General features: G+C 72.7%; 21 protein-coding genes and 1 riboswitch. Of the genes, 5 read left to right on the top strand and 16 right to left on the bottom strand.

Features of this window, described 5'->3' with window-relative positions:
- Nucleotides 1-229 precede the first annotated feature (229 nt).
- From E7744_RS01295 to E7744_RS01280, 4 genes are all read right to left on the bottom strand, one after another.
- On the bottom strand, nucleotides 230-913 hold the full coding sequence (locus E7744_RS01295) for a thiamine phosphate synthase (protein WP_246858499.1): 684 nt from the start codon (nucleotides 911-913) through the stop codon (nucleotides 230-232).
- A 56-nt stretch (nucleotides 914-969) separates the two neighbouring features.
- The gene (gene thiM / locus E7744_RS01290; RefSeq protein WP_137772553.1) at nucleotides 970-1,782 is read right to left on the bottom strand and encodes a hydroxyethylthiazole kinase; all 813 of its coding nucleotides are present in this window, start codon (nucleotides 1,780-1,782) and stop codon (nucleotides 970-972) included.
- On the bottom strand, nucleotides 1,779-3,179 hold the full coding sequence (locus tag E7744_RS01285; RefSeq protein WP_210417138.1) for an MFS transporter: 1,401 nt from the start codon (nucleotides 3,177-3,179) through the stop codon (nucleotides 1,779-1,781). The genes thiM and E7744_RS01285 overlap by 4 nt, the downstream gene beginning before the upstream one ends.
- A complete protein-coding gene (locus tag E7744_RS01280; RefSeq protein WP_137772552.1) occupies nucleotides 3,176-5,056 on the bottom strand; it encodes a bifunctional hydroxymethylpyrimidine kinase/phosphomethylpyrimidine kinase in 1,881 nt (626 codons plus the stop codon). Before E7744_RS01280 ends, E7744_RS01285 begins: the two co-directional genes overlap by 4 nt.
- A riboswitch (TPP riboswitch) is annotated at nucleotides 5,047-5,140 on the bottom strand. (Overlaps the previous gene by 10 nt.)
- A gap of 177 nt (nucleotides 5,141-5,317) precedes the next feature.
- On the opposite strand from E7744_RS01280, the gene E7744_RS01275 reads away from it, so the two are divergent.
- Complete coding sequence (locus E7744_RS01275) at nucleotides 5,318-5,725, top strand: hypothetical protein (protein WP_137772551.1); 408 nt, start codon at nucleotides 5,318-5,320, stop codon at nucleotides 5,723-5,725.
- Nucleotides 5,726-5,899: 174 nt separating this feature from the next.
- On the opposite strand, the gene E7744_RS01270 is transcribed toward E7744_RS01275, so the two are convergent.
- A complete protein-coding gene (locus tag E7744_RS01270; RefSeq protein ID WP_137772550.1) occupies nucleotides 5,900-6,565 on the bottom strand; it encodes an NADPH-dependent F420 reductase in 666 nt (221 codons plus the stop codon).
- 122 nt (nucleotides 6,566-6,687) lie between these two features.
- Entirely contained in the window at nucleotides 6,688-9,801 is a 3,114-nt protein-coding gene (locus tag E7744_RS01265; RefSeq protein ID WP_137772549.1) for a DUF3427 domain-containing protein, read from the bottom strand.
- Between the two features lie 838 nt (nucleotides 9,802-10,639).
- On the opposite strand from E7744_RS01265, the gene E7744_RS01260 reads away from it, so the two are divergent.
- On the top strand, nucleotides 10,640-11,071 hold the full coding sequence (locus tag E7744_RS01260) for a hypothetical protein (protein ID WP_137772548.1): 432 nt from the start codon (nucleotides 10,640-10,642) through the stop codon (nucleotides 11,069-11,071).
- A gap of 83 nt (nucleotides 11,072-11,154) precedes the next feature.
- On the opposite strand, the gene nhaA is transcribed toward E7744_RS01260, so the two are convergent.
- Both nhaA and E7744_RS16375 read right to left on the bottom strand, forming a co-directional pair.
- Nucleotides 11,155-12,495: a Na+/H+ antiporter NhaA gene (gene nhaA / locus E7744_RS01255; RefSeq protein WP_137772547.1), complete on the bottom strand. Its 1,341-nt coding sequence runs from the start codon at nucleotides 12,493-12,495 to the stop codon at nucleotides 11,155-11,157.
- A gap of 165 nt (nucleotides 12,496-12,660) precedes the next feature.
- Nucleotides 12,661-12,792, bottom strand: a complete 132-nt coding sequence (locus E7744_RS16375; protein ID WP_256376022.1) for a hypothetical protein — start codon at nucleotides 12,790-12,792, stop codon at nucleotides 12,661-12,663.
- A 117-nt stretch (nucleotides 12,793-12,909) separates the two neighbouring features.
- On the opposite strand from E7744_RS16375, the gene E7744_RS01250 reads away from it, so the two are divergent.
- A complete protein-coding gene (locus E7744_RS01250) occupies nucleotides 12,910-13,164 on the top strand; it encodes a glutaredoxin family protein (protein ID WP_137772546.1) in 255 nt (84 codons plus the stop codon).
- A 31-nt stretch (nucleotides 13,165-13,195) separates the two neighbouring features.
- On the opposite strand, the gene E7744_RS15700 is transcribed toward E7744_RS01250, so the two are convergent.
- Nucleotides 13,196-13,993, bottom strand: a complete 798-nt coding sequence (locus tag E7744_RS15700) for a hypothetical protein (RefSeq protein WP_168199712.1) — start codon at nucleotides 13,991-13,993, stop codon at nucleotides 13,196-13,198.
- Between the two features lie 232 nt (nucleotides 13,994-14,225).
- On the opposite strand from E7744_RS15700, the gene E7744_RS01240 reads away from it, so the two are divergent.
- A complete protein-coding gene (locus E7744_RS01240) occupies nucleotides 14,226-14,804 on the top strand; it encodes a DoxX family protein (RefSeq protein WP_137772545.1) in 579 nt (192 codons plus the stop codon).
- A gap of 106 nt (nucleotides 14,805-14,910) precedes the next feature.
- On the opposite strand, the gene E7744_RS01235 is transcribed toward E7744_RS01240, so the two are convergent.
- From E7744_RS01235 to E7744_RS01210, 6 genes are all read right to left on the bottom strand, one after another.
- Nucleotides 14,911-16,089 carry a hypothetical protein gene (locus E7744_RS01235; RefSeq protein ID WP_137772544.1) on the bottom strand — a complete coding sequence of 393 codons (1,179 nt, stop codon included), beginning with the start codon at nucleotides 16,087-16,089 and terminating at the stop codon, nucleotides 14,911-14,913.
- Between the two features lie 97 nt (nucleotides 16,090-16,186).
- On the bottom strand, nucleotides 16,187-16,699 hold the full coding sequence (locus E7744_RS01230; protein ID WP_137772543.1) for a hypothetical protein: 513 nt from the start codon (nucleotides 16,697-16,699) through the stop codon (nucleotides 16,187-16,189).
- Nucleotides 16,700-16,733: 34 nt separating this feature from the next.
- On the bottom strand, nucleotides 16,734-17,549 hold the full coding sequence (locus tag E7744_RS01225) for a signal peptidase I (RefSeq protein WP_137772542.1): 816 nt from the start codon (nucleotides 17,547-17,549) through the stop codon (nucleotides 16,734-16,736).
- A complete protein-coding gene (locus E7744_RS01220; protein WP_137772541.1) occupies nucleotides 17,546-18,118 on the bottom strand; it encodes a SipW-dependent-type signal peptide-containing protein in 573 nt (190 codons plus the stop codon). Before E7744_RS01220 ends, E7744_RS01225 begins: the two co-directional genes overlap by 4 nt.
- A gap of 136 nt (nucleotides 18,119-18,254) precedes the next feature.
- Nucleotides 18,255-18,785 carry an alternate-type signal peptide domain-containing protein gene (locus tag E7744_RS01215; protein ID WP_138424631.1) on the bottom strand — a complete coding sequence of 177 codons (531 nt, stop codon included), beginning with the start codon at nucleotides 18,783-18,785 and terminating at the stop codon, nucleotides 18,255-18,257.
- 351 nt (nucleotides 18,786-19,136) lie between these two features.
- Complete coding sequence (locus E7744_RS01210; protein ID WP_137772539.1) at nucleotides 19,137-19,328, bottom strand: CsbD family protein; 192 nt, start codon at nucleotides 19,326-19,328, stop codon at nucleotides 19,137-19,139.
- 162 nt (nucleotides 19,329-19,490) lie between these two features.
- Here E7744_RS01210 and E7744_RS01205 point away from each other — a divergent pair, with 162 nt between their 5' ends.
- Nucleotides 19,491-19,754, top strand: coding sequence for a GlsB/YeaQ/YmgE family stress response membrane protein (locus E7744_RS01205; RefSeq protein ID WP_137772538.1), 264 nt, complete (start codon nucleotides 19,491-19,493; stop codon nucleotides 19,752-19,754).
- Nucleotides 19,755-19,879: 125 nt separating this feature from the next.
- Here the strand turns inward: E7744_RS01205 and E7744_RS01200 are convergent, their stop codons facing one another.
- Entirely contained in the window at nucleotides 19,880-20,548 is a 669-nt protein-coding gene (locus E7744_RS01200) for an AAA family ATPase (protein ID WP_246858497.1), read from the bottom strand.
- Nucleotides 20,549-20,552 lie beyond the last annotated feature (4 nt).

The following is a 20,552-nucleotide window of genomic DNA, read 5'->3' as shown; positions in this document are numbered from 1 at the left end:
ACGGACCGGTGGAACGAATGGAGGGGAGAGCGCTCTCCCCTCATCCAAGAGTCGGCTTGTCGCATGAACTACCTTCAGTTCCGCGCTGAATGAGGGGTAAACATCAGGTCAAGAGATCCGATGATGCGCGAGAGCGCTCTCCCACCGCTGCCCCGCGGTGGCATTCCCGATCCGGCGCGCCGGGCTCACCTCCGGCATGGCCGGCATCCGGCCCCACCAAGGGGAAGCGTCAGCGGAAGCCGGCGAGCACCTCGTGCACCACGGCGCCGGGGTCCGGCGCGTCCATGATCCCGCGCACGAGCGCGACGCCGGCCACCCCGGTCCCCGCCAACGCCGGCACGTCCGCCGGCTCGACGCTGCCGATGGCCACGATCGGCAGGGAGGTCGCGGCGACCAGCGGCGGGTAGCCGTCCACGCCGAGCGGCTCGCGGCCGGAGTCCTTGGTGGGGGTCGGGCGGAACGGCCCGGCGCCGATGTAGTCCAGCAGCTCGCGCTGCGCCTCCGCGCCCCGGACGAGCTCGGCCGTGCCGGTGGTCAGGCCGATGATCGCGGCCGGGCCGAGCATCGCCCGGGCGTCGGCCACGGGCAGGTCGGACTGGCCCAGGTGGACCCCGTGGACCTCGGCGCCGCGCCGGCGCGCGGCGAAGGCGACGTCCGCCCGGTCGTCCACCAGCACCCGGGTGGCGTGCCGGGCCTCGTGGACGGCCTCGGCGACGGCGAGGGTCAGCTCGAGAAGCCCGGCGGCGGTGGCGTCCTTGGCCCGGACCTGCACGACGCCGGCCCCGGCGGCCGCCGCGGCGGCCGCCACGTTCACGGTGTGCCGACCGGTCCCCGAGGTGATCAGGTAGCAGCGCAGGTCCAGGGGGCCGTGGCCGGCCCCGCCCGGAGCGCCGTGCCGGCCCGGCCTCGTCACCCGCGGGCCGGGATGTCCGGCTGCTGCCCCAAGCCCGGCCGTCCCCGTCATCCCGGTCATCGTCCCACCTCGTCGAGCGCGTCCAGCAGGTGCAGGCGGAAGGACCCCGGCCCCGCGGCCCGCCCGGCGGCGCGCTCCCCGGCCAGGTCCAGCCACGTGGTCGCGGCGAGCGCGGCCCGGAACGGGTCGGTCTCCACCGCGGTGCACGCCGCGGTGAGGGCGCCGAGCAGGCAGCCGGTGCCGGTCACCCGGGTGAGCAGCGCGGTGCCGCGCGCCACGCGCGCCTGGCGGCCGGCGTCGAGCACCAGGTCCACCGCGCCGGAGACGGCGACGGCCCCGCCGGTGGCCCGCGCGACCCGCGCGGCGGCGTCCTCGGCGCTCTCCGGGGTGGCCACCGAGTCCGCGCCGCGGCCGCCGGTCCCCGCGCCGACGAGGGCCAGCACCTCGGAGGCGTTGCCGCGCACGACCGCCGGGCGCGAGCCCAGCAGCTCCCGGGCCAGCGGGGTGCGCACGGGGGCCCGGCCGATCGCGGTGGGGTCGAGCACCCACGGGCGGCCGTCCCGCACGGCGGCGGCCACGGTGGCGGGGATGCCGTCCATGGCATCCATGCTGAGCGTGCCGAGGTTGACGGACAAGGCCTCGGCCGCCGTGGTCACGGTGGGGGCCTCGGCGAGGGTCTCGGTCATCATCGGCCGGGCGCCGGCGGCCAGCAGCCCGTCCGCGACGATGCCCATGGACACGGTCGCGGTGATGCAGTGCACCAGCGGGCCGGCGGCGCGCACGGCGGCCACCACGTCCGCCACGCGCGCCAGGTCCAGGTCCGTCACGGAGGCCCCGGCGGTCCCGATGCCGGCCGGTCCCGGCCTCATCGGCCGTCCCCGCCCGCGCCGGGCACCATGCCGGCGGCGACGGCGTCGATGTCCGCGGCGATCTGCCGGGGCGCCAGGCGCGGGCCGAGGGCGGCGCCGAGCACCACGAGCGCCCCGCCGAGGCCCACGAGCGCCATGACCGAGCCGTGCCGGCCGAGCACCGCCTCCACGGCCGGCAGGTAGAACGGGTAGAGCGCGGGCAGCACGAGGGACAGGCTGTAGCCCATGCCGTAGCCGGTGGAGCGGACCTCCGTGGGGAACCGCTCGGAGAGGTAGGCCGAGACGGGGCCGTAGGCGGAGACCGTGATGACCTGCAGCACGGCGGCGCACACGGCGGCCGCGGCCAGGGAGGTGGAGGTGACGGCGCCCCACCACACGAGCGGCCCGGCCAGGGCGGCGGCCAGCCCCCACAGCACGAACAGGCGGCGCCGGCCGGTGCGCGTGGACAGGTGCCCGGCCACGGCCATGACGACGGCCTGGGCCACCGAGGCGATGCCCATGACCACCGGGACCCCGGTGGCGGGCAGGCCGGTGTCGCTGGCCAGGCGCGCGGTGAGCAGCAGGACCGTGCTGTAGGTCAGCAGCCACAGGCCGGTCATCAGGACGAACACCTGCCAGAACGCCGGCGCCCAGCGGCCGAGGAGCACGTCCCGCACCCCGGCCCGCGGCGCGGCCGGCGCGGCGGCGGCCGCGCGGGCCCGGCGGTGGAACACGGGGGCGTCGGTGACCTGCCGGCGGTAGTAGACGAGCATGCCGAGGGACAGCAGCGCGCCGAGCACGAACAGCAGCCGCCAGCCCCACGCGGCGTAGGCGTCCGGGCCGAGCAGCACGAGCAGCCCGGCCACGGAGAACGCGATGGTGGCCTGCGCCCACGGGGCCATGGACAGGATCAGTCCGCTCACCAGCCCGCGGCGGCGCGGGGCGGACCACTCCATGGCCAGCGGGATGGCCGCCGAGTACTCCCCCGCCACGAAGATCCCGCACAGGAACCGCAGCGCCAGGATCAGCGCGATGGTCCCGGCCCCGAGCACCTCGTGCGTGGGGATCGCGGCGATGGCGAGCGCGCACGCCGCGGTGCCGCCGATCGCGATGCGCGTGGTGCGCGTGCGCCCGAGCCGGTCGGCGATGCGACCGAAGACGATGCCGCCCACCGGCCGGCCGAACAGCATCGCGATGACGATGAGCGCCCCCGTGGACGCGGCGGCGGCCGGTCCGGCCAGCACGAGCATCGCCGGGGCGAGAGCGGTCAGCGGCAGGAACATGTGGATGTTGTCGATCCAGTTGCCCACCACCCCGGCGCGCAGGGCGGCGCGGCCCGCCGGCGGCAGGGTCTCGGCCGGGGCCTGGGTCGCGGTGGCGGTCCCGACGGCGGCCGGCGCCGTGCTCCCGGCGCTCACCGGGCGCTCCCGGCGAGCTCGGCGGAGCGGACGTGGGCGTCCTGCTCGGGACCGTCTCCCGGACCGGACCCCGGGTCCGACGCCGCCTCGGCGGCGGGCCCTGCGGACGGCCGGGTGGCCGCGGACCGGCCAGGCAGCTCCCCCGGCTCGATGCGCAGGGCCTGCTCGAAGAACTCCAGCTCGTGCCGGCATGCGACCAGGTACGCGCGGGCCGCCTGGGCCCGCACGGCCGGGGAGGCGGCGGCGAGCTCGGCCTCCACGTGGGCCAGGGCGGCCTGCGTGGCGGTGACGAACCCGGGGTCGCGGTAGGTGTCCAGCCAGGTGGCGTACGGGTGGTCCGCCGGGACGGCGGGCAGGGCCGCGCCGACCTGGGCGTAGAGCCAGAAGCACGGCAGCACGGCGGCGGCGGCCACGGCCCGGTCCTCGCCGAGCGCGGTGGCCAGCAGGAAGTCCGTGTAGGCGCGGGTCACCGGGCTGGCGGCGGGCTCGGGGGCGTCACCGAGCCAGCCGCGGTGCAGCTCGGCCTCCACGGTGAGACAGCTGGTGGCCGCCTGCGACCAGTACACCTGCGCGTCCGGCGCGGTGCACCGGGCGGCGAGCGCGGCCAGGGCGCGGGAGTAGCCGTTGAGGTACAGCGCGTCCTGGGCCAGGTAGAAGTCGAAGGCGTGACCGGACAGGCTGCCGTCCACGAGCGCCCGGACGAAGCCGGACGCACCGATCGCCGCGGTGGTGTCCGCGCTGGCGGCCCACAACGACGCGGTCCACTCCCCCGCGGGGGCGACGGCGGCCGGCGCCCCCGCGTTGGTCGTCGCCGACGCCGGGGTCATGGCCGACGCGGCGCCGGGTCCCGCCCAGGACGTCCCGGAACCCGAGGAGTCCGCGGGCGCCGCGCCCCGTTCTCGCGCGGCGCCCGGGTCGATCGGCCCTCCCGGCTCGGTACCCGGCACGGCCTCCGTGCCCCGCGGGGCACCCAGGTCGGACGGGGCCTCGAGGAGGTGGGGGACGGCGTCGGGCGCCAGCCAGGGGGCGGCGGACCCGGCGGCCTGGAGCCGGCGGGAACGGTGGCCGTGGTCCACGGGCCCGTGCCCGGAGCCGACGCCCAGCGCCGCGCCGTGGACGATGGCCTCGTGCAGCCAGTCGGTGGCCCAGGCCAGCGCGGCGGCCGGGGTGTCCCCGCGGCCGAGCCGGGTGGCCAGGGCGGAGGACAGCGAGCAGCCGGTGCCGTGCGTGCTCGTGGTGTCCACGCGGGTGGAGGGCACGGGGATCCGCGTGCCGTCCGGGCCCACCCACGTGTTGGTGACCCGGCGGCCGTCCAGGTGCCCGGTCTTGACGGCCACGGCCACCCCGGTCTCCCCGGCCCAGCGGGCGGCCTGGTCGAGGGCCTCGTCCTCGGTGGCAGCGCGCGGGGCGCCGGTGAGCACGGCGAGCTCGTCGATGTTGGGGGTGACCACGGTGGCGCGGCGGCAGAAGGCGATCATGGCCTGCTCGGCCTCGGGTTCCAGCAGGCGGTCCCCGCTCGTGGCCACCATGACGGGGTCCACCACGAGCACGGGCGCCGGGTTCGCGTCCAGCCAGTCGGCCACCGTGGCGATGATCGCGGCGGTGCCGAGCATGCCGGTCTTCACCGCGTCCAGGGCCACGTCCTCGCCCACGGCGTCCAACTGGGCGCGCAGGAAGGCGGTGGGCGGGACGTGGAGGTCCCGCACGCCGTGGGTGTTCTGGGCGACGAGCGCGGTGACCACGCTCATCCCGTAGCCACCGGCCGCGGCGATGGACTTCAGGTCTGCGGCCGTGCCGGCGCCGCCGGACGGATCGGTGCCGGCGATGGAGAGCACCCGGGGAACGGGGCGCGCGAGGGTAGGGGAAAGTGAAGTCACGCGGACATCCCTTCGCTAGTACGAGCTAGATCAGGTTCCACGGGTGTGATCTCAGCGCCCTGTGGCGCACCCCGTGTCCGCGGCCAAGTGTAGGCCCACCTGCCGTGTGACGCGCTCGTTCGTGACGGTCGCGGGTCACCCAGCGGCGGCGGGACGAGGCCGCCGGAGGACCCTTGACAACCCGACGGCGCTGCCGAAAATCACAGGTATCGCCAATGGAACACGTGGGGTGCGACGACGCATGCTGGCAAAGGAGGAACGATGTTGTACCCACCCGAGGATGCCCGCGAGCTCACCGTGCTGATGCGCCTGAGCCGCGAGCTGGACGTCGTCGGTGACCTGACGGCCACCGTGGACGGTCCCTCCGAGTTGATCGCCTGGGTCCTGGTGCTGGGCCGGCCGGAGATCGTGGCCTGGCGGGCCGAGCAGACCGGCCACCGGTACATCCAGGCCACCGCCCACCGCGACCGCGCGCCGGTCCGGGGCATGCTCACCGCGCTGCTGTCCTGCGAGCACCACCGCGGGTTCTGGCGCGCGCTGCGCCTGGACGACCTGGAGGAGGGCGAGCGCCGGGCGCTCAAGGGCACGGACCTGTCCACCGCGTGGGAGTCCATGCCGATCACCACGGAGGACATCGCCCCGAAGCCGCCGGCGACCGAGGACGCGTAGGTCCTGCCGGAACCGCCGAGCCCGCCCGCACCGTGGGGTGCGGGCGGGCTCGTCGTGTGGTGCGGGTGCCTGCGGGCCGCTGCGCGGGCTGGGCGGTGCGGCCGGCGGGCCCTGGGGGCGCGCTCGTCAGGTGTGCCGCGTGTCAGCGGCGCCGGGCGTCAAGGGTGCCGAGGGTCAGGTGACGGCGACGGCACAGGTCTCGCGGAGCAGCGCCCGCATCCGGTCGGCCGGGTGCGAGGTGGCGAAGATAGTGGTGTCCGGCTCGAACGCGCGGCCGGCCGCGAGCGGCCCGGCGTCCACGGGGTCGTAGCCGAGGCGGTCCAGGAACACCCCGACGGCGGCCCGGGCCGTCGCGTCGTCGCCGGCCAGGGCCAGCGCGCGCCGGTCCGGGTGGTCCGCGGGGCGGGCGAGGGCCTCGAGGTCCCGGTAGCCCAAGTGATTCAGCGTCTTCACCACGCGGGAGGCGGCGAGGAAGTCCTGCACCACCTCGGAGGTGGAGCGCGGGTCGGCCTCGAGGGCCGCGATCCGCCCGTCGACGGGCGCCCAGTAGTTCATGGTGTCCACGACGGTGCGCCCGGCCAGGGCCTCGGCGTCCAGGGTGTGGAACCGGTGCATCGGCACGGCGAGGACGACGAGGTCCGCTGCCGCGGCCTCCGCCGCCTCCACGGCGCGGGCGCCGGGGGTGATGATGTCCGCGATCATCGCGAGCTCCGCGGCCGGCTTGGCGGTGGCGATCGAGACCTCGTACCCGGCCCAGAGCGACTGCCGGGCCACGGCCGTCCCGACGCGGCCGGCGCCCAGGACGCCGATGGTGCGGGGCGGGATCACGGGTGAGGTCACGGGGCTCCTCGGGGGCGCGGTGGAAAACTCTCGGGTTCACGTAACGCCGACGCGTGGGGGTTTGTTCCGGGCCTCTCCCCAACTCGTCCCTACCGCGCCCCCGCTTACGGGAACGCTCCCAGTCAGGCGACCGCGCTGGCCGTCCGGTAGACCTCGACCGGCATCTCGCGATGCAGCCGCCACGTGATCTGCATCGGGCGTTCGCCCTTCCACGATTCCAGCTCTGCCGTGCCGAGGCAGACGAATGGCGCGGTGCCGATGTCGTTGTCCGGCGCCTCACGCACAAATAGCAGCGTGTTGGTGCCATTGGACGTCTTGGTGGCATACCGCCGCCCCGTTGTTGACGTGGGAGTGGTGGCGTTCTGGCTCTCCCAGTGGAACCGGTCGCGGCTCATGGCGTAGTCGCGATACATGGTCGTCGGTGAGAAGTCCCGCTCGGACTTCTTGAGGTTGATCAACAGCGCGTCGGTTGCCAGCGATTCTGACCACGCCACTCCGGCCACGTGAACGGTGTCCGGAGATTTCTCGAAGGTGCGAATGCCCAGCGCTGGGAGGATCTCCTCGCGTCGATAGTGAGCATGTGTCAGAAGCGGTGTGGCGGCTGCCAGAGTCGTCTCGGAGGGATTGGTTCTGGTGGCCGACAGAGTGTGGTCGAAAATCTCCTTCACCTCCGCCACGAACTGCGTCTGGCTACGGACCCATGTGAAGGCCTGATCGAGCGAGGCAAAACGACCCTTCTGATAGATCGCGGTGAAGTACAGCATTTGGGCGAAGACCTGCTCGCGGTCGCTGAGATCAGCGACCCGCATGTCCTCGGTGAGAAGCCGCAGGTAGGTGTGCGCACGCTCCTGGTCGTCGACGTGTAACAGCGAAGAGGCGCGAAGAAGTTGACTCAGCTCGGCCTGTGGCAGCGCCTGACTCGGTTCGACGCGATCCGCCCGCATCTTGAGCGTCGTCCATGACCGGCCGTTCTTCCCCGCCCGATAGATGTCGGACAGGCTTCGGCCGGCATCCTCGAGGTATTCGGCCAGCCTGTACTCCCATATCGATTTGCCGTTGGCGTGTTCCCGGATGTCCTGAGCCAACTGATTCGCGGTCATCGCGATCTGGCCCTTCACATTGCGGATGACTACGTCCTTGGCCACAGCATCCAGGACGATCTGGGAGCCAGCGGGAAGAAACGGAAAGTCGTTCTCGATGTCGTTTATTAGACGCTTCCTCCCGGAGCCCGTAAGCGCTCGAAGCTTCTGATCGAAGCGAAACTCCTGGCGCTGCATCCCGATAAAGTCCAGGACGGTCAGTACATCCTTGCCGTGTGAGCGGCGGAGGCCTCGACCCAACTGCTGGAGGAAGATCGTGGCGCTCTGCGTGGGACGGAGGAACAGGACCGTGTTGATCTGAGGAATGTCCAAGCCCTCGTTGAACACGTCGACGGTGAAGACGCACTTGATCGTTCCCTGCCGCAGCGCCTGGAGGGTCGCGCTGCGATCGAGGCTCGAGGTGTCTCCGGTGACCACCGCAGACGGAATATTGGCGAGGTTGAAGCGCCCGGCCATGTACTGCGCGTGTCGAACCGACACACAGAACCCCAGGGCCTTGAGATCGTCCACGGACGACGCCTTATCCACCACCTGGCGCACGATCAATCTCGCTCGGGCTTCATTGCCGGTGTAGAGGTCCTCTAGCTCGCTCGTGTCGTATTTGCCGGATCGCCAGGAGATGGTGGAAACATCGACATTGTCCGCGATCCCGAAGTAGTGGAACGGGACGAGAATGTCCGTATCCAACGCGTCCCATAGCCGCAGCTCTGAGGCAACGCGGTTATCGAAAAACGACTTCACGTTGACGCCGTCGGCACGCTCTGGCGTCGCGGTCAGTCCCAGCAACTCGATCGGCTGGACGTGGTCGAGAATGCGTCGATAGGTCATCGCTTCGGCGTGATGGAATTCGTCGATGACCGCCACATCGAAGTGATGCGGAGCGATGCGTTCCAGACCTTGCGCGTTGAGAGACTGAACGCTGGCGAAGACGTGATTCCACCGTTGGGGACGCTGCCCATCGACCAGCAGTTCTCCGAAGGTCCCATCCGCCAAGATGTTCCGATAGGCGCGCCTCGCCTGCTCAAGGATCTCTTTGCGGTGCGCCACGAACAGCAGACGCAAGTCTCGGTGGTGCGCCGCGACGAGGTTCCGATAATCGAGCCCCGCTATCACCGTCTTTCCGGTTCCCGTAGCTGCCACGACGAGGTTTCGGTGACGACCATGGACCGTTCGCTCTGCTTCCAGGTCCTCCAAGATGAGCGCTTGGTGCGGATACGGCCGGACGTCTAGACCGGAGAGGTCAACGTCCCGGCCCTCGCTGCTGAAGGACCCATTGAGGAGTTCACGGTCCAGCCGGTCAGCGTCAGTGTCCGGATCGTACGATTCAAAAGCTGGGTCGGCCCAATAACTTTCGAAGGTCGCCTCGAATTTCCGCATGAGCTCTGGCGTGGCTACCGCAGAAAGACGGACATTCCATTCCAGCCCGTCGAGCAGGGCGGTCTTGGAGAGATTCGATGAGCCCACGTAGGCGGTGCTGAAGCCACTGTTCCGGTGGAACATCCAGGCCTTGGCGTGGAGTCGCGTCGATGCGGTCTCGTAGCTGATACGCACCTCGCCCCCGAAGTCGCGCACGATGCGGTCCAGGGCCCGTCGCTCCGTGGCTCCCACATAAGTGGTCGTGATGACGCGAAACGGCACCTGTCGGCGCTTGAGCTCCGAGAGTTGCTCTTCCAGGACTCGCAGGCCGTGCCACTTCACGAAGGCGCAAAGTAGGTCCACTCGGTCAGCCGTCTCAAGCTCTGCGCGGAGTTCCGCACCCAAGCTAGGTTCGTGAGAAGAGTTGGTCAGAAGGGCTGCGGCCGAGAGCGGTGACTCCGGACGTTGGAATGGCGCAGTCGAAGGCTCATGAAGTCCGCGGACCTCCGTGAGCGCTTCCAGTCCATTCGCCAGGTGGGGTGTTTCTCGCTGATAGTCGTCTCCCAGCGCAGCAATGACGCGCTGGGCGAGCTCGATGCGCTTGGTGGGACCGTCTTGAGATTCGAGCGCATGGCGAATGACTGTCGAGAGGTGAGTGGCAAGCTGCGTCGGTTCTTCTCCGCTGGCCACTCTGGACGTCTGAGGTCGAACATCATGCGCTACGGAGAGTCGATTGGCAAGTTGCTCCGTCAATAACGACTCATAGATTCCAACAGGGATATGTGACAGATCCCCACCTCCATTCTTGCTCGATAGCGCGACTTTTCCGCGCGCGGATAATCGGCCTATGCCCGCCCCTACCTAGATTCGATCCGGCCTTCTGAAGTGAGCACTCCCATGTTTGACGCGTCACGCAAACACGGCAGTTGTCCTCAACCATTCAAAGGAGCACTATCGAACACTCCAACTGTGCCCGCAGTTCTGACATATGGCAGTTTTAGAGGTCTTGTACTTCATTCGCTCAGTCCCCTCGGACTTCTTCCACACAAGATTCGAGATGCCAAAGCTACTCAATGCGGTCACCCGCGGGCAGCGTTGTTCATTTTTCCGCCGAATCCCGTTCCGTGCTTCCTAGTGCGTCCACCCGACTGCAGCAGCTCGACATTCACGTTCTGACTGAAACATCTGACACAGTTCATTCCAAGCCTGCCTCTCTTCAGTCCACAGCCGCCATCTCCGGCAAAGGAGCGGCGGACTTGGGATTATTATTGCGCGGCACCTCAGGTCTAAGCCAGAAGAATTTCCCCACCTCCGGAGTTACCGGGCTTTCAAGTCCTCAGGAAAGCTCCACCACAGTTCATTCGCTACCATCGCGCGGTTGAGGCAAGACCTTCGATGGTGATTTTCTTTCAGTCGCGACCAGAACTCTGGTGAGAACATTGATTCTTTTCTGACGGCTGCTCATAGTTTGAACAGCAGGGGGCGCATTCCCGTATCGTCGAAAACCACCGTGCTGCTTTCGACAGCAAGACTGGCCGGGCGGACACACAGCTCCCTCGGTACCTCAAAGGTGCCAATCCTCTGGTCCCACCAAACCCAGCCCCCTACACTCACCACCATGACCCAGGAGCCGCTGCACCAGGACCCCGCCCACCGGGCCGACCGCCCCGCTGACATGGAGGACCCGGCCCCCGAGCCCGTCTCGGTGCGCCGCAAGGCCGGCGGGCCGACGTCGGGGGTCACGGCCCGGTCCAACACGGCCGAGGCCTGGGAGCAGCTGCGCCACACGGCCACCCAGGCCACGGACCGGATCAACGACTTCATGAACCGCACCACCGGCGGCCGCGGCGAGCGGGACCGGGCGGTCCGCCAGGTCACCGAGCGCGGCCGCGAGGAGGCCGGCCGCGGGCTGCGCGCCCTGGCCGAGGCCGCCGGGAAGCTGGCCGACCTCGTGGACGGCAGGTCCACCCACCCGGACGCCCACCCCGGCAGCCCGCGGGTGATCGACCAGCGCCACCCCGAGACGCAGCGGGACGCCCGGGACCACTGAGTCCCGGACGCCCCGCCGTCGTCCTCCGCCACCGGCCGCAGCCGGCCCCCGCCGGCCCCCGCCGGCCCCCGCCGGCCGCGCGCTCAGCCGCGCTGCTGGTACACGTCCGGGACGCCGTCCGCGTCCGCGTCCACGCTCTCGGCCGCCTCGATCGCCTTGTACTTCTTGTTGCGCGCCACGAGGATCGTCGAGGCCAGCAGCGCCGCCACCACGGACGCCGTCATGACGGCCACCTTGGCGTGCTCGGTGTGCGGGTCCCCGGCCGGGAAGCTCAGCTCGGTCACCAGCAGGGACACCGTGAACCCGATGCCGGCCAGCAGGCCCATGCCGGTCAGGTCGATCCAGCGCAGCGAGGGGTCCAGCCGCGCCCCGGTGAACCGGCTCAGCACGAACGTGGTGGACAGGATGCCGATCGGCTTGCCGAGCACCAGGCCGCCCAGGATGCCCAGGGCCACCGGGTCGCTCAGCGCGCCGGTGAAGCCCTCCCAGCCGCCGAGCGCGACGCCGGCCGAGAAGAACGCGAAGACCGGCACCGCCACGCCGGCGGACAGCGGGCGCAGGCGGTGCTCCAGGACCTCGGACAGCCCGGGTCCGGCGGTGGTGCCGCCGTGGGAGGCCTTGCGGAAGACGGGGATCATGAAGCCGAGCACCACGCCGGCCACGGTGGCGTGGATGCCGGAGGCGTGCACGAGCGCCCACACCACGGCGCCGATCGGCAGCAGGATCACCCAGGCCGGCCACTTGCGCACGCCGAAGAACCGGCTGAAGCGGTGGGACAGGAAGGCGTAGGCCGCCAGTGGCAGCAGCGCCCACAGCAGCGGGGTGAAGTGCACCTCCTCGGTGTAGAACACCGCGATGATGAGGATGGCGATCAGGTCGTCCACCACGGCCAGCGTCAGCAGGAACAGCCGCAGCGCGCTGGGCAGGTGGGAGCCGATCACGGCCAGCACGGCCACGGCGAACGCGATGTCCGTGGCGGTGGGGATGGCCCAGCCGTGCACCGCGGTGGGGTTGCTCGCGTTGACGGCCACGAAGATCAGCGCCGGCACCAGCACGCCGCCGAAGGCCGCCGCCACCGGGATCAGGGCCTGGCGCGGGTTGCGCAGGTCCCCGGCCACGAACTCGCGCTTGAGCTCGAGGCCGACGAGGAAGAAGAACACGGCGAGCAGGCCGTCGGCGGCCCAGCCGCCCAGGGACAGCTCGAGGTGCCAGGGCTCGTAGCCGACGGTGATCTCGCGCAGGTCGAAGTAGGCCTGGGACCACGGGCTGTTGGCCCACAGGATCGCCAGGGCGGCGGCGATCACCAGCAGGGCGCCGCCGACGGTCTCCTTGCGCAGGATCTCGCCGATGCGCAGGGCCTCGCCGTAGCTGCCCCGCGAGGGGACGGTCTCGGGGGGACGGGTGGGGATGGGGTTCTCGGTCATGGGTACCTCGGGGTGGATCTGCCGGTGGTCGGTGCGGGCGGCGGACCGGCGCTGGCGCGCCGCGCGGCACCGCGCTGCGGGACCCCGGGGCCGGGCGGCCCGGGTGAGCGGGGTGGCGTCCGGCAGACGGGGGCGGAGCGGGGGGCGACGGCGGCCGGGGCCGGTCTAGGCGCGGGCGGGCGGGAGCCCGGAGAGCATGGCGCCCCAGGAGGTGATGTGGCCGTTCGTCCCCGAGTGCGGAGGCAGCACCCAGCGCTTGGGCGCGAACGCCGGCGGGTACTCGGGGGTGGTCTGCATCGCATTCCACCCTAGCAACCGGTCCGCGGGCGCCGCCGGTTCCGGTCGATCCGGCCGTCGCAATCGTGTCCGCCGCGGCTGGTAAGCCAGTGGTCTACGGAGCGAAGGAGCGCACCGATGACCACCATCACCGTCTACACCACCGGGCCCGGGTGCATGCAGTGCCGGCTCACGAAGACCGCCCTGGCCTCGGCCGGGCTGCGCTTCGAGGAGATCGACGTCCGCCACTCCCCCGCCGCCCAGCGCTACGTCCGGCACCAACTGGGCTACACCGAGGCGCCCGTCGTGGTGGTCGCCGCGGACGACCACTGGTCCGGCTTCCGGCCGGACGAGATCCGCCGCGTGGCCTCCGCGCTGCGCCACCCGGCCTGAGGCCCGTGCGCGGCCTGCACCGCGGGCATCGTCAGCGCCCGTAGTACCAGCCCCAGTCCAGGGCATCGCCCAGGGCCCGGTCGTTGAACCCGGGATGCTCACGGCGCAGGTGGGCCATGTCCGCGTGGACGTCCCCGTGGCCGGTGCCCGTGCGGATGCCCTCCTCGATCAGGGCGTCGCAGCGGGCCACCGCCTCGGCCAGCTGCCCGCGCGGGGCGAGGTCCCCCAGCGCCTCCGCGAGGTCGATCGGCCCCAGCCCGTACTGCCCGGGGTGCCGCGAGTACCGGCGATTGAAGTAGTGCAGGGCGAACACCGCGTTGAGCACGTCCAGCTCGCGCGCCTGGGCCACCCGCTCGGCCCGGCGGGCCCGCACGCCCACGCGGTACTCCTGGATCCGGGCCAGGGCGGCGTCGACCTCGGCCTCGTAGCGGCCGGGATCGAACCCCGGCACGGTGTCGCGGACCTGCCCCACGGCCCCGGCCCGGTCCGTCCTGCCCTCCAGCATCCGGGTGGCGTGGTAGGTGGCGGCCCAGCCCAGCCGTTCCGCCCGGTCCGCGGGTGATTCCTCCGGCCGGTGGTGCGGGTGGCGCGAGCGGCCCATGGGCGATCCGTCCCGTCCGTGGCGGCCGGTCCGGCGCCCTGTGCGCCGCCGACGCTCGACCAAGTAGCCGATCCCGGCCCCGAGGAGGACCCCGAGGGCGAGCCAGGACAGCCGCCACGTCACCAGGGCGACCAGCGCGCCGGCCAGGACGCCGAGCACCAGGCCCTTCTGCGTCGGTTCCAGGTCGCGCCAGGCGCCCTCCCTGAACACCGGTCGTCGAGGGGCCACCGGGTCAGCCTTTCCCGGGGGCTTCGCCGGTCAGCACCGCACACGATCGTCGGTTCGGTGCTGCCGGGGACGCGCAGGTCGAGGTCATGGACGCCAGTATGCCCGAGCGCGATCGCCTCATCCGCCCCGCCCGTCCCCTCCGGTCACTCCGCGTCACCCCCGTCCGCCCATGTCAGCGGCGGGCCGTAGGATGACGCTCGGAACCCACCCCCACGCCACCCCGGAGGATCCCATGACGTACGAGAACCCCACTCCCAACGCGACCACCGCCGCCCGCACCCTGTTCCGCGTCGGGCTCGGCGGCGTGCTGATCGCCCACGGCACGCAGAAGCTGTTCGGCTGGTTCGGCGGCGGCGGCATCGAGGGCACCAGCCAGGGCATGCACGCCATGGGCTTCCGCCCGGGCAAGGAGAGCGCCGTGCTCGCCGGTGTCGGCGAGGCCGGTGCCGGCCTGGCCCTGGCCCTCGGCCTCGCGACGCCGGCCGCCGGCGCCGCGGCCGCGACCACCATGGGCGTCGCCGCCTCGGTGCACGCCCCCAACGGCTTCTTCGCCACCGAGGGCGGCCTCGAGTACCCGGCCGTGCTCGGGCTCGCCGCCACCGCCTTCGCGGTGGGTGGCGCCGGCCGGGCCTCCCTGGACGCGGCCACCGGCCACGTCCTGGACCGCCCCTGGATGCGCGCCGTCGCCCTGGCCACCATCCCGGTGGCCATCGGCGTCCAGGTCTACCGCCGCCGCCAGGCCCTCGCCGCGGATGGCACCCCCGAGGCCGCGGTCACCCCGGTCGAGGAGGGCTCGACCGACCCGGCCTGAGCCGCCGTCCCGGCAGCACGAACGCCAGGGCCCTCCCGAGTGATCTCGGGAGGGCCCTGGCGTTCCTCCGGCCGCCGCGGGGCGACGGTCGGCTCGGTTCAGCAGCTCACTTCAGCAGCGCGCGGGCGGCCTTGGCCCAGGCGTCGGTGATGTCCTCCGCGAGCTGGATCTGGGTGGCGGCGGCCCCCTGGACCCACGGCATCCGCGTGGCGCCGAACAGCTGGCGCTGCATGCCGAAGAGGCTCTTGGCGGCGGCCTGGTAGGTGTCCACGGCCTCGCGACCGCTGGCCTTGGAGACCTCCACCACCGAGGAGCCGAGGTCCCGGAGCCGCTCCGCGTTCTCGTCCAGGCGCTGGGCGGCCTCGTGCACCATGCCGGTGATCCGCTCCGAGGGCGCCTCGGCACCCTGCGCGGCGCCGGCGGCGCGCTGCGCGGAGGCCCCGGCCTGCGCGGTGGCCTCGCGAGCGGCCTGGCCGGCCTGGGCCTTCGCCTCGGTGGTGGCCCGGGCGTTGGCGGCGTGGTCCTGCTCGACGGCGGCCGCGGCCTTCTCCTGCGTGGCACCGGTCGGCGCGGTGCCGGCGAGCATCGCCTGCGTGGCGCTGGTGCGGTTCGCGCCGGCGGCCGGCGCCTTCGCGGCGGCGGGAGCCGGGGCCTTCGCGGCGCTCGAGGCCGGAGTGCTCGACACCGCGGCGGCTGCGGTCTTCGGGGCAGCGCCCTTGGCCGCGGTCGTCTTGGCGGTGGTGGTCTTGGCGGTGGTGGTCCTGCCGGCCGTGGTCTTGGGCGCGGACGCCTTGCCGGCGGTGGTCTTGCCGGTGGCGGTCTTGGCGGTCGTGGTCTTGCCGGCCGGGGTCTTGGCCGTGGAGGCCTTCGCGGCGGGGGCCTGCTTCGCCGGCGCGGACGCGGCGGGCGTGGAGGTGCCGGACGCCGTCGCCTTGGCGTTGCCGGCGCTGGCCGTGCCGGAGGTGGCCTTGGCCTGCTCGGCGGCCTGCCTCGCCTTGGCCTGCTCCACGGCGGCCTTGTTCGCCGCCTCGTTGGCCTTCGCCTGGGCCTCCTTGGCCTTCTCCCCGTCCGCGGCCTTGGCCTGCTCGGCGGCCTGCTTCGCCTTGGCCTGCTCCACGGCGGCCTTGTTCGCGGCGGCGTTGGCCGCGGCCTGGGCGTCGCCCGTGGCCTGGCCGGCGCCCTTGTCCTGGGCGGTGCCCTTGTCCTGCGCGCCCTGGCCCGGAGTGGCGGGCTGGTCCTTGCGCTCGTCCTTGCCCTCGGCGGCGGTGTTCTGTGCAGCAGCCATGATGTCTCCCTACGTCGATGCATATGGCAGCGGTGCCCCTGCCCTGAGTTAACGAAGTTAGCGAGACTCTGCTAACAGGTGCAAGCCCCCGCGTCAATCAGGGGGTCGCGGAAGTGATGACGGGAGCCCCCGTCTCCTCGATGCGGACGAGCAGGGTGACCGGCGCGGACGGCACGCCGTCCACGGTGGCGGTGAGGGTGAGGACGAACGTGTCCGGCAGGAAGTTGTGGTGCACGCGGTACCGGACGGCCGAGGAGTCCCCCTCGACCGGCAGCGGCCCCTCCACGATGCGCCCGGTGCCCTGCGGCGTCAGCGAGGTCGCGTACGAGACCGAGGTCCCGGCGTCGGCCGGGGGCGCCCAGTCGATGATGAGCTCGCGGTGCGCCGGGGCCTCCGGGATCACCGCGGCGACCGGGGGCTGCCACGCCCAGCCGGGCTCCCGCGCGGGCGCCCACGTCCCCGTGGCCACGGTGGCGGTCACGGCGCCCCGCGCCGACCAGAGCGCGTGGGCGCCGGAGAGCCCCGTCCCGCCGAGCAGGACTGCCAGGAAGAGGACGACGGCGGCGCGCCAGGTGCGCGGCGGGACGCCGGCGACGGTGGGGGTGGGCATCGGGTCTCCCGGGGAACGGCGGTGGTGCGGACGCTCAGGCATGGGCGGGGGTACGGGTCTCGGGGCGGGTGGTCGCGGACGAGTCACCCGATGCGGGCGCCCCGCGCGCGGCGCGCGGACCGGGACGGCCGGCGGCTCTCGCCCCGGGCACGGCGGGCTCGGCGGTGGGCACGGTGAGCGGAATCGGCTCGGTGACCGGGCCGGCGTCGACCACCTCGTCGGACCACTCGGGGTGGGCGGGTAGGTCCGCGACGGAGCCCATGACCACCTCGGGCGCGGCCTCCTCGCCCGCCCGCCGCGCGAGGGCCTCGCGCCGGTCGCGGACCAGTCCGCGCACCATGGAGGCCATGCCGAGGCCGATCAGGCCGAAGGCGAGGACCGTGACCACGGGGGCGCGCTTGGCCTGGCCGAGGGTGTTGGCCACGAAGCCGACGTAGGGCACCGCGTAGAGCAGCGCGCCGCGCACCTGGACCTCGCGGACGGGCTCGGCGTCGGCCAGGGCGTTGTTGTCCCCCTGGGTGACCAGCATCCGCTCGCCGGCCTGGTCGGCGGTGACGCTGACGATCCGGTGGGTGACGACGTCGGGCTTGCCGGAGGCCAGCTGGTAGGTGATCACGTCCCCCACCTGCAGGGAGCGGAACTCCTGCGGCCGGACCACGATGAAGGTGCCCGGCGCGTAGTGCGGGGCCATCGAGGAGGTCAGCACGGAGTAGGTCTGCGAGCCGGTGGCCACGGGGACCACGACCAGGACGAGGGCGGCCAGCACGGCCAGGCACAGGGCGACGAGGGACAGGCCCTGGCCGGCCCAGTGCAGCCAGGCCGGGACGCGGCGGGGGGCGTGCGGGCTCATGGGCGGGTCCCTCTCGGCAGCTGGGTGGCGGTCACCGGGACGGTGACGGTGGCGGTGGCCCCGGACAGGGCCGGGGAGGCGTCCGGCGGCAGGGTCATCCGCAGGCAGAACCGGGTGGACGCTCCCTGGGCGACGGGGGCCGAGGCGCCGTCTTGCGTGTAGGTCGCGGCGGCGCAGCCGCCGGAGGCGGGGGCCACCGCGGCGCCCACGGTGAGCGCCGTGCCCAGGGCCGGCACCGAGGCCCGCGAGACCGTGGGGGCACCCAGGGTGGCCTGGAGCGCGGTGGGGGTGCCGGCGTCGAGCCCGTTGGCGACCGTGACGGTGGCGTAGACCGGGGTGTCCGGGGTGAGCGCGGCGCCCGGGTCCTCCGGGGTGGCGGACACGGTGGCGCCGTCCGCCGTCAGGAGGCTGCCGTTGAGCTCCACCCGGAAGTCGGCGGCCTGGACGGCGCCGGCGTCCGAGGCGGCGGTGTCGTTCCACAGCGCCCATGTGCCGCCCACGCCGAGCAGGCCCGCCAGCACCGCCAGCCCGAGCAGGGCGGCGGCCCGCAGCGTGGAGGTGATGCGCATGGTGGCCTTTCGGGGGCTGAGGGGGTGGAGCGGGTGGAACCTTGCGGGCAGGACGTGTGGGTGGGGGATCGGGGAGGGCGTCCGTGACGCCGGTGGGATCGGCGCCGGCCGCAACCGGTGCGGCCGGCGCCGGGGATCAGCCGGCCGTGGGCGCCTTCTGCGTCAGCACGTAGCCGATCGAGGAGAAGTTCCACGTCCGGTTGACGTCCTCGCGGCCGGGGGTGTCCACGCTGAACGCGAAGCTCGTGGACGCGGTCACGGTCTTGCCGGAGTCCGCGGCGGTGAGCACCTCGTCGTTGGAGAGCACCTCCCCGTCGAGGGTCAGCACCGGCTGGGTGACCGTGACGTTGCCCGCGGAGTGGGCGAGCACCCCGTCGGCCCCGCCGAGCGCCAGGGTGGCCTTCAGGCCCTCGCCGACCAGGATCGGCGTCAGCTGCTGCGTGTAGGTCAGGGTCTCGCCCGGCACCACGCGGTGGGTGGCGATGTCGACGGCCTGGCCGTCCTTGGTCCAGACGCCGCGGTCGGCGCGCAGGTCCAGGTTGCCGGAGACGACGTTGCCGGCGTGGGACTCGGCGGCGTCGTTCCAGACGGCGAGGGTGCCGCCGCCGCCGAGCAGCAGGGCCACCCCCAGCCCGGTGACGATGGCGCCCTTGGTCATGCTCTTCATGGATGGAACCCCTTCAGGTGGGGGCCGCCGGGGGAATGGCGGCCCGGTGAGACGGTGCACCGGTCGGACGAGCTGCCGGGGAGGACAGCACTGAACCGGAGACCAGGGTGGGAAGCGGCGCGGCGATGGGATGTGTGCCGTGCCACTGCCTCCCTGATGACCCCATCCCAGGGGGTGGACCTCAAGGTATCCGGCAGATTCCTCCCAAGGTTCTTTCAAGATTTGAGCAGGACTGTCCCCGGGCGCCAGGCGAATCGTCCCTTCTCAGGACGCGGTTGGGGGCGGACGCACCGCGGCCCCGGATCCCTGAGGGGATCCGGGGCCGCGTCTCGTCGGTATGGGGGGTGTCGGCTACTTCAGGCCGTCCGTGACGTCCTTGGCCGCGTCCTTGACATCCTCGCCCGCCTGCTTGACGTGACCGGACGTGTTCTGCGCCTGGCCTTCAGCCTGCAGGTCGCGGTTGTCCGTGGCGTCGCCGACCTTCTCCTTGGCGGCACCGACGGCCTTGTCCGAAGCATTGCCGATCTTGTCTCCGAGTCCCATGGGCACTCCCTTCTCTCGGTAACAGGTGATGCCACCCTAGGAGTCGGTGCCGCGCAGGGGAACCCCCGCCGGCGGGGTTCCCTGACGGCGAACGCGGCGCGGCGCGTCACCGCAGGTCATCGGGTACTAGAGTCGGGAGGCCTACGAGAGGAAGGACTCAGCATGATCGGATTCATCATCGCGGGACTCATCATCGGAGCGCTGGCCCGGCTCATCAAGCCCGGACGCCAGAACCTGGGCCTGCTGGCCACCCTGCTGCTGGGGCTGGCCGGCTCGGTGATCGGGGGCGTGGTCGCGAACCTGCTGGGCACGGGGGACATCTTCGAGCTCAACGTGGTGGGCTTCATCGTGGCCGTCATCGCCTCGGTGTTGCTGATCGGCGTGGCCGAGGGCCTCGCCGGGCGCAAGCGCGTCGGCTCGCGCTGACGGGCTGACGGAGAGGCACGACGCCGGCCGGCCCGTCGCGGACCATCCCGCGGCGGGCCGGCCGGTCGCGTTCCGCGCGGCCGGGGCGGAGGCCACCGCAGCCGGAGGCCCCGAGCGCCCGCCTCTCAACGCGCGCCGGCCTCCGCCACCCGGCGCAGCCGGGCGCCGACCGACCGGGGCGTCCCGCCGGCGTCGACCACGGCCCAGCCCCGGCGTTCCGCCAGCTCCAGGTAGGCGGCGCGGGAGGCCCGCAGGAACCCCAAGGACTCCTCGTCCTCGCCGCGGGCCAGGATCCGCGCGTGCGCGGCCTCGGCGGGCAGGTCCAGGACCACGACGGCGGCCCCGCGCAGCAGGCGGTCCGAGAGCCACGGCAGCAGGCGGCCCGGCGGCAGGCCGCGCACCACGCGGAGCACGAGCTGGCACGCCACGTGCCGGTCCATCACCACCAGTCCCCCACCGACGCCGGCCCGCGCGTGCGCGGCCAGCACGTTGAGCGTGCGCACCACCGTCTCCACCGGGTCCGCCCACGCCGGGGGCAGGTCGCGGCCGAGGCGGTGCGCGGTCCGGGTCATCCACCGGCGGCCGGAGCGGTTGCGCACCACGGTGGCCCGGCGGCCGGCGGCCCGTTCCGCAGCCACGAGGGTCCTGGCCGCCGTCGTCTTGCCCGCGCCGTCGATGCCCAGCAGCACCAGGACCCGCGGCCGGCGGGCGGGACGGGCCGTGGCGGCAGGACCGCGCCCGGCGAGCTGGGGCGGGTACGCCACAGGGGACTCCGGGGGTCGCAGGGGTGGCATGTCC

The organism is Citricoccus sp. SGAir0253 (assembly GCF_005877055.1).
Classification (GTDB): Bacteria; Actinomycetota; Actinomycetes; order Actinomycetales; family Micrococcaceae; genus Citricoccus.
Note: the sequence above shows the minus strand (reverse complement) of the source record. Positions and strands in the feature narration are given on the sequence as shown.

What these genes read in the sequence shown, in the direction of transcription:
- thiM (WP_137772553.1), bottom strand. Translation starts at nt 1,782, where the DNA reads ATGAGGCCGGGACCGGCCGGCATCGGGACCGCCGGGGCCTCCGTGACG.
- E7744_RS01275 (WP_137772551.1), top strand. Translation starts at nt 5,318, where the DNA reads ATGTTGTACCCACCCGAGGATGCCCGCGAGCTCACCGTGCTGATGCGC.
- E7744_RS01260 (WP_137772548.1), top strand. Translation starts at nt 10,640, where the DNA reads ATGACCCAGGAGCCGCTGCACCAGGACCCCGCCCACCGGGCCGACCGC.
- nhaA (WP_137772547.1), bottom strand. Translation starts at nt 12,495, where the DNA reads ATGACCGAGAACCCCATCCCCACCCGTCCCCCCGAGACCGTCCCCTCG.
- E7744_RS16375 (WP_256376022.1), bottom strand. Translation starts at nt 12,792, where the DNA reads ATGCAGACCACCCCCGAGTACCCGCCGGCGTTCGCGCCCAAGCGCTGG.
- E7744_RS01250 (WP_137772546.1), top strand. Translation starts at nt 12,910, where the DNA reads ATGACCACCATCACCGTCTACACCACCGGGCCCGGGTGCATGCAGTGC.
- E7744_RS01240 (WP_137772545.1), top strand. Translation starts at nt 14,226, where the DNA reads ATGACGTACGAGAACCCCACTCCCAACGCGACCACCGCCGCCCGCACC.
- E7744_RS01235 (WP_137772544.1), bottom strand. Translation starts at nt 16,089, where the DNA reads ATGGCTGCTGCACAGAACACCGCCGCCGAGGGCAAGGACGAGCGCAAG.
- E7744_RS01230 (WP_137772543.1), bottom strand. Translation starts at nt 16,699, where the DNA reads ATGCCCACCCCCACCGTCGCCGGCGTCCCGCCGCGCACCTGGCGCGCC.
- E7744_RS01225 (WP_137772542.1), bottom strand. Translation starts at nt 17,549, where the DNA reads ATGAGCCCGCACGCCCCCCGCCGCGTCCCGGCCTGGCTGCACTGGGCC.
- E7744_RS01220 (WP_137772541.1), bottom strand. Translation starts at nt 18,118, where the DNA reads ATGCGCATCACCTCCACGCTGCGGGCCGCCGCCCTGCTCGGGCTGGCG.
- E7744_RS01215 (WP_138424631.1), bottom strand. Translation starts at nt 18,785, where the DNA reads ATGAAGAGCATGACCAAGGGCGCCATCGTCACCGGGCTGGGGGTGGCC.
- E7744_RS01210 (WP_137772539.1), bottom strand. Translation starts at nt 19,328, where the DNA reads ATGGGACTCGGAGACAAGATCGGCAATGCTTCGGACAAGGCCGTCGGT.
- E7744_RS01205 (WP_137772538.1), top strand. Translation starts at nt 19,491, where the DNA reads ATGATCGGATTCATCATCGCGGGACTCATCATCGGAGCGCTGGCCCGG.
- E7744_RS01200 (WP_246858497.1), bottom strand. Translation starts at nt 20,548, where the DNA reads ATGCCACCCCTGCGACCCCCGGAGTCCCCTGTGGCGTACCCGCCCCAG.